The 12,504-nt window shown below is 73.3% G+C and carries 13 protein-coding genes and 1 other RNA gene; 5 read left to right on the top strand and 9 right to left on the bottom strand.

Annotated features, from left to right (window positions below):
* Complete coding sequence (locus AMK10_RS11105) at positions 1 to 1,695, bottom strand: sensor histidine kinase (RefSeq protein ID WP_073747476.1); 1,695 nt, start codon at positions 1,693 to 1,695, stop codon at positions 1 to 3.
* 343 nt (positions 1,696 to 2,038) lie between these two features.
* Positions 2,039 to 2,470 (bottom strand): nuclear transport factor 2 family protein, encoded by a 432-nt coding sequence (locus AMK10_RS11100; RefSeq protein ID WP_073747474.1) that lies wholly within the window; start codon positions 2,468 to 2,470, stop codon positions 2,039 to 2,041.
* A gap of 86 nt (positions 2,471 to 2,556) precedes the next feature.
* Between AMK10_RS11100 and AMK10_RS11095 the strand changes: the two genes are divergently transcribed.
* Together AMK10_RS11095 and AMK10_RS11090 are read left to right on the top strand one after the other, a co-directional pair.
* Entirely contained in the window at positions 2,557 to 3,126 is a 570-nt protein-coding gene (locus AMK10_RS11095) for a PadR family transcriptional regulator (protein ID WP_073747472.1), read from the top strand.
* Positions 3,113 to 3,931 carry an SGNH/GDSL hydrolase family protein gene (locus AMK10_RS11090; protein ID WP_073747470.1) on the top strand — a complete coding sequence of 273 codons (819 nt, stop codon included), beginning with the start codon at positions 3,113 to 3,115 and terminating at the stop codon, positions 3,929 to 3,931. The genes AMK10_RS11095 and AMK10_RS11090 overlap by 14 nt, the downstream gene beginning before the upstream one ends.
* A gap of 41 nt (positions 3,932 to 3,972) precedes the next feature.
* Here the strand turns inward: AMK10_RS11090 and AMK10_RS11085 are convergent, their stop codons facing one another.
* Both AMK10_RS11085 and AMK10_RS11080 read right to left on the bottom strand, forming a co-directional pair.
* Complete coding sequence (locus AMK10_RS11085) at positions 3,973 to 5,178, bottom strand: MFS transporter (RefSeq protein WP_073747468.1); 1,206 nt, start codon at positions 5,176 to 5,178, stop codon at positions 3,973 to 3,975.
* Positions 5,175 to 5,765, bottom strand: coding sequence for a helix-turn-helix domain-containing protein (locus tag AMK10_RS11080; RefSeq protein WP_073747466.1), 591 nt, complete (start codon positions 5,763 to 5,765; stop codon positions 5,175 to 5,177). The genes AMK10_RS11085 and AMK10_RS11080 overlap by 4 nt, the downstream gene beginning before the upstream one ends.
* On the opposite strand from AMK10_RS11080, the gene AMK10_RS11075 reads away from it, so the two are divergent.
* Positions 5,764 to 6,282, top strand: a complete 519-nt coding sequence (locus tag AMK10_RS11075) for a GNAT family N-acetyltransferase (protein ID WP_073747464.1) — start codon at positions 5,764 to 5,766, stop codon at positions 6,280 to 6,282. The genes AMK10_RS11080 and AMK10_RS11075 overlap by 2 nt on opposite strands.
* Positions 6,283 to 6,415: 133 nt before the next feature.
* On the opposite strand, the gene AMK10_RS11070 is transcribed toward AMK10_RS11075, so the two are convergent.
* On the bottom strand, positions 6,416 to 6,997 hold the full coding sequence (locus AMK10_RS11070; RefSeq protein ID WP_073747462.1) for a TetR family transcriptional regulator: 582 nt from the start codon (positions 6,995 to 6,997) through the stop codon (positions 6,416 to 6,418).
* Between the two features lie 72 nt (positions 6,998 to 7,069).
* Between AMK10_RS11070 and AMK10_RS11065 the strand changes: the two genes are divergently transcribed.
* Positions 7,070 to 7,600 (top strand): GNAT family N-acetyltransferase, encoded by a 531-nt coding sequence (locus AMK10_RS11065; RefSeq protein ID WP_073747460.1) that lies wholly within the window; start codon positions 7,070 to 7,072, stop codon positions 7,598 to 7,600.
* Between the two features lie 91 nt (positions 7,601 to 7,691).
* Here AMK10_RS11065 and AMK10_RS11060 read toward each other — a convergent pair whose 3' ends face one another.
* The 4 genes from AMK10_RS11060 to AMK10_RS11045 form a co-directional block, all read right to left on the bottom strand.
* Positions 7,692 to 8,894: a hypothetical protein gene (locus tag AMK10_RS11060; RefSeq protein WP_073747458.1), complete on the bottom strand. Its 1,203-nt coding sequence runs from the start codon at positions 8,892 to 8,894 to the stop codon at positions 7,692 to 7,694.
* Positions 8,895 to 9,030: 136 nt separating this feature from the next.
* An RNA gene (rnpB, locus tag AMK10_RS11055) (RNase P RNA component class A) lies at positions 9,031 to 9,430 on the bottom strand.
* 18 nt (positions 9,431 to 9,448) lie between these two features.
* Complete coding sequence (locus AMK10_RS11050; protein WP_073747456.1) at positions 9,449 to 9,982, bottom strand: TetR/AcrR family transcriptional regulator; 534 nt, start codon at positions 9,980 to 9,982, stop codon at positions 9,449 to 9,451.
* Between the two features lie 103 nt (positions 9,983 to 10,085).
* Positions 10,086 to 11,525: an RNB domain-containing ribonuclease gene (locus tag AMK10_RS11045; protein ID WP_073747454.1), complete on the bottom strand. Its 1,440-nt coding sequence runs from the start codon at positions 11,523 to 11,525 to the stop codon at positions 10,086 to 10,088.
* A gap of 165 nt (positions 11,526 to 11,690) precedes the next feature.
* Between AMK10_RS11045 and yaaA the strand changes: the two genes are divergently transcribed.
* Positions 11,691 to 12,491 carry a peroxide stress protein YaaA gene (yaaA, locus tag AMK10_RS11040; RefSeq protein WP_073747452.1) on the top strand — a complete coding sequence of 267 codons (801 nt, stop codon included), beginning with the start codon at positions 11,691 to 11,693 and terminating at the stop codon, positions 12,489 to 12,491.
* The last annotated feature ends 13 nt before the right edge of the window (positions 12,492 to 12,504 follow it).

Genomic DNA, 12,504 nt, shown 5'->3' with positions numbered 1-12,504 from the left:
CTAGTCGCTCTCTTCCGTGCGGTTGGACTCGCGTCCGGCAGTCGTCTCGCGAACGCCCGGGCCGGCGTCCTCGGTCGTCACCTGGGGCGGGGCGCTCTCACGTCCGGCCGTGGCGAAGGCGGCGAGGCCGGCGAACGACGCGTCCGGCGGCACTGCGGTCACGGACTCCACGGTCCGGTCGGCGGCGGCGCTCGGCCTGGCCGTCGGTGTGTCGCTCCGCCTGCTCCTGCGCCGCGGCAGGCCGCCGGGCGTGGTGTCCGTGATCTCGGGGGTCCCGGCGCTCACCGCGCTCGGGGCACCGTCCGCGGGCAGGCCGGCCGCGAGGGCCTCCCGGACGGGCTCGGCCTGTTCCGCGACGGGCCGGACCGGCTCGACCACGGGGGCCGAGAGGTGGCTGAAGTACTTGTGCGGAACCACCACGACCACCGAGGTGCCGAGCCACGGGGAGTCCGCGAAGGTGACCCGGATGCCGTAACGGCGTGCCAGGGCGCCCACGACGCGCAGACCCAGGTTCGCGTCCTCCGAGATCCCGCCGAGGCCGGGGCCCTTCGCGGTGCCCGCGATGGACTGCTCCGCCTCGCGCTTGCGCTCCTCGCTCAGGCCCTTGCCGGCGTCCTGGATCTCGATGCCGACCCCGTTGGGGACCTCCTTGCCGGAGACGACCACGGGCTCGCTGGGCGGCGAGTAGCGCGCGGCGTTGTCCAGGAGGTGGGCGAAGATCAGCGTGAGGTGGTCCACCAGACCGCCGTCGACGCCGAGTTCGGGGAGGTGGCGGACCTGGATGCGGTTGAAGTCCTTGATGCGGCCGATGCCGCCCCGGACCACGCTGAGCAGTCGCTGCGGCTCCTGCCACTGGCGTCCGGGCCGGTCGGAACCGCCCAGTACGCCGATGCTGGCGGCGAGGCAGTCGGCGGGGCCGATCTCCTGGTCCAGCTCCATGAGTCCCTGGGCCACGGCGGGCAGCCGCCCGTGTTCGCCCTGCATCTCGTGCAGCCGGCCGCGCAGCCGTCCCGTCAGCACGTGGATGCGGCTGCCGATGCCGACCACGGCCTGTTCGGCCGAAGTGGAACGGTTCAACTCCTCCTCCACACCGAGCAGCGCGGTCCGCATGACCTTGCGCAGCGCGGCGCGCGTCTCCGGGCTCGCGTCGGCCTCCTGGCCGACCTCCGCCAGGATGTCGTCGATGGCCTCACCCTCACGCAGGCGCTTGATCGCCTCGGGGAGATGGCTGTCGCCGAGCCTGACGACGACGTCCCGCTGGAGTGCGATCCGCTCCTCCGTCGTGCGGGTCCATTCGGCGATCCCGGCCTCGTAGGCCTGGGTGTGCTCGGCAAGCCTGGCGTCGAAGGCCGTGGCCTGCTCGCCCAGCCGGGCCTCCAGCGCGGATCTCTCGGCCTCGAAGCGCTGCTCCCGGGACCGCACATCCGCGTATCTCTGCTGGGAGTGCTCGGTCTGGGCGGCGCGGAAGGCTTCGTCGGCGCGGCGCAGCTGGGTTCTGGTACGTACGAGGAGCCGCACGCAGACCGCGCCCGCAGCCGTGACAGCGGCACCGGCGAACGTCGCGGGTATCTGGACCTGGTCGGGCCCCGCCACCGCTGTGACGAGGGTTCCGGCTCCTAAGGCCAGCGGCATCAGCCACCAGCCGTACCAGGCGACCGGTGCTCGTGCCGCCGGGGGTGGAGTGGCAAGTTCCATCTACATCCTTCGAGAGCAACACTTTCGAACTGGGGGGTGGCGCAGACGTCGCCTGTGGGGAGCGCGCAGCACCGCAGCGGCCGAGTGACATCACGTCAACTCGCCGCGCCGCAGAGGAGCCTATCGGGTTCCAGATCGAATTGATCAACCGTCCTCCGCATACCGGGAGGTATTCGATCATGCTCTGGCCGGAACCTTCCGGCGCCCCGGGGGCACGGCCCCGGCAGGGCACGGGCGGCCGGTGATTCCGGCGCTCGCGGGCCGGGCGGCCCCTGGCCGGATAGTGCGGACGAGGAACGTCCGCGCGCCCCGCGGCTCCCCCGTGACTCCCCGCCCCTTCCCGTCAGTCGCCGTCCGGCCCGGGGACGAGGCCGTCGGCGACCAGGCCGGCGAGCACCGCCTCGCCCAGGGCGTGCACCGCGGACTGCGGGCGGACCATGACGGTGAACTCCTTGATCCGGCCCGCCTCGTCGAAGTGGAGCAGGTCGATGCCGTGGATCTGCTTGCCGCCCACGGTCGCGCGGAAGACGAGGACCGCCGACGGCGCCTCGTCGCCCTCGGCGCCCGCCTCGGCCGCGCCGTCGAGGTGGCCGACGTAACGGAAGTCCTCGAAGGTGCGGAGCAGCACCCCGAAGAGCCCCGACACCATGGGCCGGCCCTCGAAGGGAGTGAACTTCACCGGGCTGTTGAGGCGGATGTCCTCGGTGAACAGGTCGTTCAGCGCGGCGAGATCGCGCTTCTCCACGGCGGTGCGAAAGAGATCGGTGGTGTCCATGCCCGCTCCTCATACTCATCAATGTGACTAGTCAGTTTCTTGAGTATGATGAGGCGGCGGACGAGAAAAGGGAAGGGGCCTCTGCGATGGCCTTGCGACATGCCGTTCTGGCGGCACTGCTCGACGGCGAGTACAGCGGATACCAGCTGGCCAAGGCGTTCGACATCGGTGTCGCGAACTTCTGGCACGCCCTGCCCCAGCAGCTCTACGCCGAACTGGCCAAGCTGGAGAAGGACGGACTGGTCGCGGGCCGGCAGGTGGTCCAGGAGACCCGGCCCAACAAGCGGCTGTTCCGGGTCACCGGCGCGGGCCTCGACGAGCTGGAGAGGTTCGCCGCCGCCGCGTCGAAGCCCTCCTTCATCCGCGACGACCTGCTCGTGAAGGTGCAGGCCGCCGACCACATCGACGGCGCGCCGGTGATCGGGCAGCTGGAGGAGCGGGCGTCCGCCTCCGAGGCGAGGATCGAGCTCTTCGGCAAGCTGCTGCGGCACATGCGCGGCGACATGGACGAGGAGGAGTTCCTCCTCCGGGGCGAGCGGATCGGGCCGTATCTGACCTGTATGCGCGGCCTGGCGTTCGAGCGGGACACCCGCGACTGGTGCCTGCGGATCTCAGCGGTTCTCCAGGAGAGGCGGAACGTCCGTGCACAGCGGTGAGTACCTGCGTTACGTCGCCCTCGGCGACAGCCAGACCGAGGGCGTCGGCGACGGCGACGACACCACGGGCCTGCGGGGCTGGGCCGACCGGTTCGCCGAGCACGTCGCGGCCGTCAGCCCGTCCCTGGAGTACGCCAATCTGGCGGTACGGGGACGTGTCGCCCACCAGGTCCGCGCGGAACAGCTGGGCCCCGCCCTGGCCATGCGCCCCGATCTGGCCACGGTCGTCGCCGGGGTCAACGACCTGCTGCGGCCCCGGTTCGACGCGGCGGAGGTGGCCGGTCACCTGGAGGAGATGTTCGTCGCCCTCACGGCCGCCGGGGCCCATGTGGTGACGCTCACCTTCCCCGACATCGGGAAGATCGCGCCGATCGCCCGGCCGGTCAGGTCCCGCGTGTTCGAGCTCAACGCCCGTATCCGCACCGCCGCCGCCCGGCACGGGGTCACGGTGGCCGAGACCGCGGAGCACGCCGTCGCCGCCGACCCGCGCATGTGGAGCACGGACCGGCTCCACGCGAGCCCGCTGGGCCACGAGCGGATCGCGGCGGCCGTCGCCCACGCCGTACGGCTGCCCGGGAGCGACGACACCTGGACCCTTCCACTGCCGCCTCGGCCGGCCTCGACCGCCCGGCAGGCGGCGGTGGCCGAACTCCGGTGGGCAGCCGGGTTCCTGGGCCCCTGGCTCGCCCGCCGGGTGCGCGGCCGTTCCTCCGGCGACGGCCGCGCCGCGAAGCGCCCGCTGCTGCTGCCGCTGGGTGCCGTACCGCCTTCCCCGGCGGACTCGGGCACACCGGAACCGGTGTAGGGACGTCGGAGGCGGTGCGGTCCGCCGCTGTTCGCCGTACGTCAGGAACGGCCCGACGGCACCCCGGCCGCGCGGTCTCCGGCCTCCGGGACCGTGCCGCCTCCCGTTCCCGGAACAGCGGCGAGGACCAGTGCCGCGAGGGCGACGAGGGCGGTGCCCTGCCAGCCGAGGGCGTGGAGCAGGGGTGCGGCGAGCGCGGTGCCGACGGCGCCGACCGTGAAGTACAGCACGAGGTAGACGCTGCTGAGGCTGCCGGAGCGTTCGGGGTCCAGGGCGATGACGCGGCTCTGGTTGGCGGCCTGGGCGGCGAAGCACCCGGCGTCGAAGAGGGCGAGCCCGAGCACGGTGACCGGCGGGGAGCCGAGGCCGGTGGCCAGGAGGGCCACCCCCGCGACGGCCGTGAGCAGACCGGCGGCGATCAGGGTGCGCGGGGTGTACCGGTCGGCGATGCGGCCGGTGAGCGGGAGCACGGCGAAGCCGAGGAGTCCGGCCAGGCTGTAGAGGCCGATGGAGGCCGGTCCGAGCACGTGGGGCGGCTGGGCGAGGGCGAGCGCGAGCGCGACCCAGACGAGGTTGAAGGCGAAGTACCAGAGCCCGCCCGCGGCCACCGCGCGGCGCAGCTGAGGCTGACCGCGCAGGAGCGGGGGCAGCGAGGCGAGGGTGGCGAGGTAGCCGCGCGAGGAGTGTGGCCGCTGCCGCGGCAGGAGCGTGGCGGCGGCGAGCGCGCCGAGCAGGGCGAGGCCGGCGAAGACGAGCAGCATCCGCCGCCACCCGATGGCGTCGGTGAGCGCCCCTCCGACCATGCGGCTGAGCAGGATGCCGGCCGACATCCCGGCGGCCACGGTGGCGACGCCTCTCCCCCGGCGCCCGGGCGGAGCGTGGCGCCCCGCGATGTTCCCGGCCTGGGCCGCGACACCGGCCGCCGCGCCGATGAGCAGATAGGCGGCCAGGAGCACGGCCGCCCCGGTCGCGGAGGCCGCGAGGGTGAGGGCTGCGGCGAGGGCGGTGAGCTGCGCGGCGACCAGACGGTGCGGGGCGATGTGGTCGGTGAGGGGAAGCAGGAGGGCGAAGCCGGCCATGCAGCCGGCGAGCGCGGTGGTCGGCACGAGGCCGATCACGGACAGGGGGACGCCCAGGTCGGCGGCGACGGCGGTGAGCGCGGGCTGGATCGCGTAGTTGTTCGCGATCGCCGTCCCCGCGACACAGGCGAGGAGGAAGGTTACACCCCGGGGAAGCGGACGGGTCACGGCTGGGCGCCGCGGGTGAGGACGACGGCGTAACGGCACTCGGTGCCGGTGGTGTTGGCGAAGACGCGCGGGGTGGGCTCGCCCAGCTCGATGGCGTCTCCCGCGTCCAGCTCATGGACCGTGTCGCCGTCGTGGAAGGTCAGCCGGCCGTCGAGGACCCAGACGACCTGGCGCACGAAGGCGAAGGCGGCGGCCGGATAGGGCACACGGGCACCCGCGGGCAGCCGGATCTCGGCGATCTCCGCGGGGAAGCGGGAGCCGGTGATCTGGCGGCGCCGGTAGCCGGTCTCCGGGTCGCGCCACTCGGCGGCGTCGGCCCGTCGGCGCACTCCCTCGGCTCCCGTGGCGTCTTCCTCCCGCGCCCCTTCGGGGGTGAGCAGGGAGGCGAGGCTGAGCCGGAAGGCGGCGGACAGCTTGCCGAGGACGACGGCGGTGGGGCTGCTCTCCCCGCGCTCGATCCGGCTGATCATCGCCTGGGAGACACCGGACTCCTCCGCGAGCCGAGCCAGTGTCCACCGCCGGCCCTCCCGCTCGTCCCGGACGCGGGCAGCGATCTGCTCCACCAGAGGATTTACTATATGAGACATGAATCCAATATACGAGACTAGGCAGGCCGTCACCGTGCGCCCGGCGCACTCGGGCGACGGGGAGGCCATCCGCGCGATCCGCAACCACGCGATCGAGCACTCGACGGCCCTGTGGACGCAGACCCGGCAGTCCCCCGCCGAGGCGGCCGTCTGGCTCGCCGCCCACCTGGAGCGCGGCTCGGCGCTCGTGGCCGAGGTGGACGGGGAGATGGCGGGCTTCGCGGTCTACGGCCAGTGGCGCGCACTGGAGGGCTTCCGCCACACGGTGGAGGACTCCGTCTACGTCCGCGAGGGCCGGCACGGGCTCGGCATCGGCTCCGCGCTGCTGGCGGCCCTCATCGTCTCCGCGCGCGAGGCGGGCCACCATGTGGTGATCGCCGGGATCGAGGCCGAGAACGCCGCGTCGGTCCGGCTGCACGAACGCTTCGGCTTCGAGCACGTCGGCACGGTGCCGGAGGTCGGCACCAAGTTCGGCCGGTGGCTCGACCTGACCCTCATGCGGCTGGCCCTGAACTGACCTCTCCCGGAACGCCCGGGGCCGCGATCACGGCGGCGCGGTGCTCGGTGCGGCGAGGCACCGGCGCCCGCCCGCGGTCCGAGGCCGAACGCCTCACCGGCGTCTCCGCTCCCACCCACTGACGCCCCGGCCCTCAGACGGAATCAAGCGCGGCCAGATGCAGCCGGACCGCGGCGGTCACCCGGGGCTCGTCGTCCGTGGCGAGCAGATCGAGCAGGGCCCCGCGCAGGATCGCCAGGGTCAGGGTGCGGCGGAGCACCCCGTGCTCACCGTCCCTCTCGGCCCGCGGCTGGCAGGCGGCGAGGACGTCGAGCCAGTCGTCGACGGTGGCCTTCGCGAACCCGGCCCAGGCACCGTCCGGTTCGACGAGGGACCGGGCGTAGGCCTCGGCCCACAGCCGCAGCAGCCCGCGGTGCTCCGGTGCGGCGAGCCATGCCCACACCTGACCGGCCGCGATGCCGAGCCCCACGGGGCGGTCGGCGCGGCGGAGACCGGCCAGGAGTTCCAGCTCGTCGGCGCGGGCCCGCTGCAGCAGGGCCTCGACCAGCCCGTCCTTGTTGCCGAACAGGAACATCAGCACGCGGGTGCTGGAGCCGACGGCTTCGGCCAGCGGGCGCAGGGACAGCGAGGCGAGCCCATGGGTGAGTGCGTACCGGTAGGCGGCTTCGAGGAGCTCGGTCCGGCGGGCGGAGGGGTTTGCGGTGTCGGCGGGCATGGATCTAGCCTAGGGCTACTGACACACTCGTGTCAGTAGCCCTGAGTCATTACTGGTACCGGAGAGTGCGTGATGCCGCAAGGAGCCGACGACCGGCGGGAGGTCGTGATCCGCAGTGCCGAACGGCCGGGTGACCTGGGCTGGATGGTGATGACCCATGGCGAGATCTACGCCGGGCAGTTCGGCTGGGACGCCGACTTCGAGGCCCTGGTCGCGGGCGTCGTCGCCGACTACGCGGCGGGGCACTCCCCGGCGACGGAGGCCGGATGGATCGCCGAGGTCGACGGCGAACGCGCGGGCTGCGTGCTCCTCGTCGCCGGCGAGGAACCGCAGGTGGCCAAGTTGCGGATCCTGCTCGTCACCCCGGCCGCCCGGGGCCTCGGCCTGGGCACCCGCCTCGTCGCCGAGGCCCTGGCCTTCGCCCGCACGGCCGGATACGACGGGGTGACACTGTGGACCACCGGCAATCTGGTGTCCGCACGCAGGATCTACGAGCACTTCGGCTTCACCCTCGCCGACGAGGAACCCACCCGCGGCTTCGGGCATGACCTCATCAGCCAGACCTGGACCCTGGACCTCGAGAGCGCCACCACCGGGATCTGACCGCCGGGCCGCACGCCGCTGACGCCCCGGGATACGCGCCCGGCAGCGACCGCTCGCGTCGCCGCCACGGGCTGGAACCGGCGATCTTCCGTCAGCGTGTCTCGACGAAGCACGTGACCACCGGATCGGCTCCGACGCCCCACCTGGTCTCGCCCGGCCAGGTGTACCAGAAGCGGTCCTTCTCGGCCGCCTCCCCCGTCCATGCCTCGGGAGCCGACCGGTACGCGTCCTGGCACCTCTCCGCGGCCATCCGCCTGGCCTTCTTGTGGCCCGGGTACGTCGGGTCGAACCGTGCGTGGGCGTAGACGCGGGCTTCGTGCGGCTGCTCGCAGGGGACGGACACCGCCAGGTCGAGGGTGCGGGTGCCGGTCGTGAGATCGGCGCATCCGCCCTTCTTCATGTCACCGACCGCCACGACCGCCTCCTCCGCGTCGAGCGTGCGCTCCGACGCGGCGGGCATGGCCGGTGCGGAAGCCCCGAATCCGCTCATCCTCAGGGCGGCGCGCAGTCCGGTCGTTCCGGCGAGGGCGCTGTCCTTCCTGTCGAGCAGGCCCGAGAGATCGGCCTCCGCCGCGATGACGCGCCCCTTGGCATCCGCGGTGATGCTGAGCGACACGGGCGTCGCCGTACCGTTCGGGTCGATGTCGGCCGTGAGTTCGGAGCCGAGATCCTTGGGGAACATCCGCAGGGCGTTGAAGGCGGTGAGCTGTGCCTCGTAGGTGCGACCGCCCTTCTTCCCCGGCGCCTGCTTCACCTTCTGGGCCCCGCTGAGGACTTCCAGGAGTGTGCCGCCGAACGCCGCCTCCGATCCGCGCAGCGCGTCGACCGCGGCGCCGGTTCCGAACGCGTCGAAGGAGCCTTCGTAACGCAGCCAGTAGCCCGCTTCGCCCGCGCGCAGCCGGATGGTGTCCGGCTCGACCGCCACCCGGGTCCGCGCGGGGGCACGCCCGGTTCCCAGCCTGACGCCCAGCAGTACGTCCTTGGCCTCCTCCGGCAGGTCGCCGGCCAGCACCCAGTCACTCGAACCGACGGCCCTGCCGCCGGGGAAGTCGATCCGTCCCGAGGACGTCCGCACGGTGTCGCCCGACTCCGAGGTGAAGGTGAGGGTCTGGGTGAAGCTCGCCGTACGCGCGGCCTGAGTCGTCAGCAGCGCCTGGCGGGGCTGCTGTTCGACCGGTACGCCGAAGACCGGGTGGGCGGGCTTGTCGTCGGCCGCGCCACCGCTGCAGGCGGTCAGCAGCAGGGTCGCGGAGGCGGTGACGGCGCAGAGGGGGAGGAGGTGGCTTCTGGTCACGTCGGTTCGACCATGGAAACGGGTGATCGGTTGCCCTCCACCGGGTAACGGAACGATTCCCGGGCCCCCTGGCCGCCGGGCGGGCCCCCGAGGAAACGGAAAGGGCCTCCGCCCCGCCCCTGAAGGACGGAGGCGGCAGACGAGTCGGGCTGTACGCCGGGTTCTGTCGCCCGGTCGCCTCGCGGCGGCCGGGGAGACGGCCATCCATCTAGGACCGGCATTGCTGCCGGTCTCGTGCGGTCTACCCGCGAACTCGGGCGGGCAGCCCTCGGACGTTCGCGCAGGAGCACCGGGGTGCTCCCTCTTGACCTTGCTCCGGGTGGGGTTTACCTAGCCGTCCGAGTCGCCTCGGACGCTGGTGGTCTCTTACACCACCGTTTCACCCTTACCCGGGACCGGAGTCCCGGGCGGTCTGTTTTCTGTGGCACTGTCCCGCGGGTCACCCCGGGTGGCCGTTAGCCATCACCCTGCCCTGTGGAGCCCGGACGTTCCTCGGGAGGATCCGGAGATCCTCACGCGGCCGTCCGCCCGGCTCGTCTGCCGTGGTGGCCATGCTACCCGGCGGACCGGACGGTGAAAGCCGCGATCCCCGCCTCCCAGGCCGCCGAGAGGTCGGCGCCCGGAGGGAAGCGGCCGTTCAGCTCCAGGACCACCATCCCGTGGGCGAAGGCCCAGGCGGCCCGCGCGCGGTCGATGTCGCCGCCCGACGCACGGAGCAGCGGGGCCGCCGCCGCGTCCGCCGCGCCGGTCGCGGGGAGGGCGCGGCCCATGGTGAGGAGGTAGAGGTGCGGGTGGGCCAGGGCGTAGGCGCGGTAGGCGGTGGCGAGCGCGGAGAAGGAGCCCGGGGCGGCGGCCTCGGCGGCTGCCAGCACACCGGCGGTCTCCCGGAGCGTCTCCGTGGCCAGGGCGGTCACCACGGACGACTTGTCGGGGAAGTGCTTGTAGAGGGACGACGCCTTGACGCCGACCCGGTCGGCCAGCCTGCGCATGGTGAGCGCCTCCGGGCCCTCCGACTCCAGAAGGACGCGTGCGGCGGCGACGATCTGCCGGGGCCTGCCGGCCACGGGGACGGCTGCGAGGTCAGTCACGCAGGAGACCTTCCCTGGTACGGAGTCGGTACGCGGTCCGTAGCCGAGGACGTGATCGTACGAGAGGGGGACAAGCCGGTCGCCGGGGGACCTTCCCCTGGCCTCACGCGGGGGTGAACAGCAGGTTCTGCGCGCCGGGGGCGGCCCGGGCGAGGCGCACCCGCAGCCGTTCGCCCAGGGGGAGGCGGGTGCCGGACTCGATACGGGCGACGATCGCCGGGTCCTCGATGTGGACGGTGCCGACGGCCGGATCGTTGTCCTTGACGTCGATCACGAAGCCGTCGAAGACCTCGCCCACCCGGTCCGCGACCAGTGCCGCCTCGACCAGGTCGACGCACTCGCGCTCCACGGTGTTGGCGCGGCGGGTGCCCCCGGCCATCTCCTCGGGCACGGCGGGCAGCGTCCGGAGCACCCATTCCGGCGGTTCGCGCCCCGCGGTCGCGGCGAGGCACAGCTCGGCGGCGTAACGGTCGACGAGGCGGCGCAGCGGCGCGGTGCAGTGCGTGTAGAGCTCGGCGACGGCGGCGTGCACGGCGGGGGTGGGGAGGTCGCCGTGCTCGAAGACGCTGTAGCCGGCGCCGCGCAGGAGCGTCGTGCACTCCTGGAGGAACGCGGCGTGGCTGCCCCGGGCCGGGTCGAGGGAGCGGACGACCTCGGCGTACGGGACGTGGTGCGGCCAGTCGATGCGCAGGGCCTCGGCGCAGAGCCTGAGCCGGGCGACGGCTCCGTCGGGGGCCACCGGCAGCGTACGGAGGATGCCGGTGCCCGAGTCCCGCATGATGCGGGCGGCGGACATGCCGGTGAGCAGGGAGAGCTGGGCGTTCCAGCCGTCGGCGGGCAGGGGCACGCGGTAGCCGAGGCCGTAGCTGCCGCCGTGGTCGACGATCTCCTGCTCGGGGACGTTGAGCGAGATGCCGCCCCGGGCGATCTCCTGCTGTTCGCGCAGCGTGCCGATGACCTTCAGCAGGGCGAGCGGCTCCTCCGCGGTGCCGGCGTCGATCTGCCGCTGGACGCCCGCGTAGTCGAGCTTCGCGCGACTGCGTACGAGGGCCCGGCGCACCTCGACGGCGACGGTGCGGCCCTCGGGGTCGAGGTCGATCCGCCAGAGCGCGGCGGGACGGGTCACGCCGGGAAGGAGGCTCGCCGCGCCTTCGGAGAGCACGGCGGGGTGCAGGGGGATCCTGCCGTCGGGGAAGTACAGGGTCGTCACCCGGCGGTGGGCCTCGGCGTCCAGCGCACCGCCCGGCCGGACGAAGGCCGCGACGTCGGCGATGGCGTAGTTCACCCGGAAGCCGTGCGGGCGCCGCTCCAGGTGTACGGCCTGGTCGAGGTCCGTGGACGCGGGCGGGTCGATGGTGAGGAACGGCAGATCCGTGGCGTCCTCGTGGGCGGAGAGGTCCGGGGACTTCGCGGCCTCCTCCGCCTCGGCCAGGACGGCGGGCGGGAAGTCGGCGGGCAGTTCGAGCCGGGTACGCAGGGCACGCAGAGCCGCCCGCAGCGGGGTGCCGTCCGCACCGGTCACATGAAGCTGGCGACGGGGCATGCACCGAGCGTAGGCCGGGGCGGGGGCGTCGGCATCCCGGTCTGCGGGGACCGCTCCGGGGGCCGTGGCGCCCGCTCCCGGCCGGGCCTCCGCGCACCGGCCCGTACCCTGGCCGGAGGGCTTTCGCAGGTGCGGGGCCTGTGCCGCGTATGAAGGAGAACGCCCGTGCTCGTGCTGTTGCCGCCCTCCGAAGGTAAGGCCGCATCGGGGCGCGGGGCACCGCTGAAGCCGGAGTCCCTCTCGCTGCCGGGCCTCGCCGACGCACGGGCGGCGATCCTCGACGAGCTGGTCGAGCTGTGCCTGGCGGACGAGGAGAAGGCCCGCGAGGTCCTCGGGCTGAGCGAGGGGCTGCGCGGCGAGATCGCCAAGAACACGGAGCTGCGCACGGCCGGGACCCGGCCCGCCGGGAAGATCTACACCGGGGTGCTCTACGACGCCCTCGGCCTGGCCACCCTGGACGCCGCGGCCAAGCGGCGGGCCGGGAAGTCGCTGCTGGTCTTCTCCGGGCTGTGGGGCGCGGTGCGGGTCGGCGACCGGATTCCGTCCTACCGCTGTTCGATGGGGGTCAAGCTGCCGGGCCTGGGGGCGCTGAACGCGCACTGGCGCGCCCCGATGGCGTCGGTCATGCCGGAGGCGGCCGGGGACGGGCTGGTCCTGGACCTGCGCTCATCGGCGTACGCCGGTGCGTGGAAGCCCGCCGGCGAGGTCGCGGAGCGCACGGCGAGCGTGCGGGTGCTGCAGTCCCAGCTGGTGAACGGCGTGGAGAAGCGGTCCGTGGTCAGCCACTTCAACAAGGCGACCAAGGGCCGGATGGTCCGCGATCTGCTGCTGGCGGGGGCCGGGCCCAAGGGCCCGGCGGAGCTCGTCGAGGTGCTGCGCGATCTGGGTTACGTCGTGGAGGCGCAGGCCCCGGGACGGGCGGGCCGGCCCTGGGCCCTCGACGTGGTGGTCACCGAGATCCACTGACCCATCCCACCAG

Origin of the sequence: Streptomyces sp. CB02058 (assembly GCF_001905505.1) — a bacterium.
In the GTDB taxonomy this organism is placed as follows: Bacteria; Actinomycetota; Actinomycetes; order Streptomycetales; family Streptomycetaceae; genus Streptomyces.
Note: the sequence above shows the minus strand (reverse complement) of the source record. Positions and strands in the feature narration are given on the sequence as shown.

Bases quoted from the DNA above. Each gene is read 5' to 3' on its own strand.
- AMK10_RS11105 (WP_073747476.1), bottom strand. From the start codon at position 1,695: ATGGAACTTGCCACTCCACCCCCGGCGGCACGAGCACCGGTCGCCTGG.
- AMK10_RS11100 (WP_073747474.1), bottom strand. From the start codon at position 2,470: ATGGACACCACCGATCTCTTTCGCACCGCCGTGGAGAAGCGCGATCTC.
- AMK10_RS11095 (WP_073747472.1), top strand. From the start codon at position 2,557: ATGGCCTTGCGACATGCCGTTCTGGCGGCACTGCTCGACGGCGAGTAC.
- AMK10_RS11075 (WP_073747464.1), top strand. From the start codon at position 5,764: ATGAATCCAATATACGAGACTAGGCAGGCCGTCACCGTGCGCCCGGCG.
- AMK10_RS11080 (WP_073747466.1), bottom strand. From the start codon at position 5,765: ATGTCTCATATAGTAAATCCTCTGGTGGAGCAGATCGCTGCCCGCGTC.
- AMK10_RS11070 (WP_073747462.1), bottom strand. From the start codon at position 6,997: ATGCCCGCCGACACCGCAAACCCCTCCGCCCGCCGGACCGAGCTCCTC.
- AMK10_RS11065 (WP_073747460.1), top strand. From the start codon at position 7,070: ATGCCGCAAGGAGCCGACGACCGGCGGGAGGTCGTGATCCGCAGTGCC.
- AMK10_RS11045 (WP_073747454.1), bottom strand. From the start codon at position 11,525: ATGCCCCGTCGCCAGCTTCATGTGACCGGTGCGGACGGCACCCCGCTG.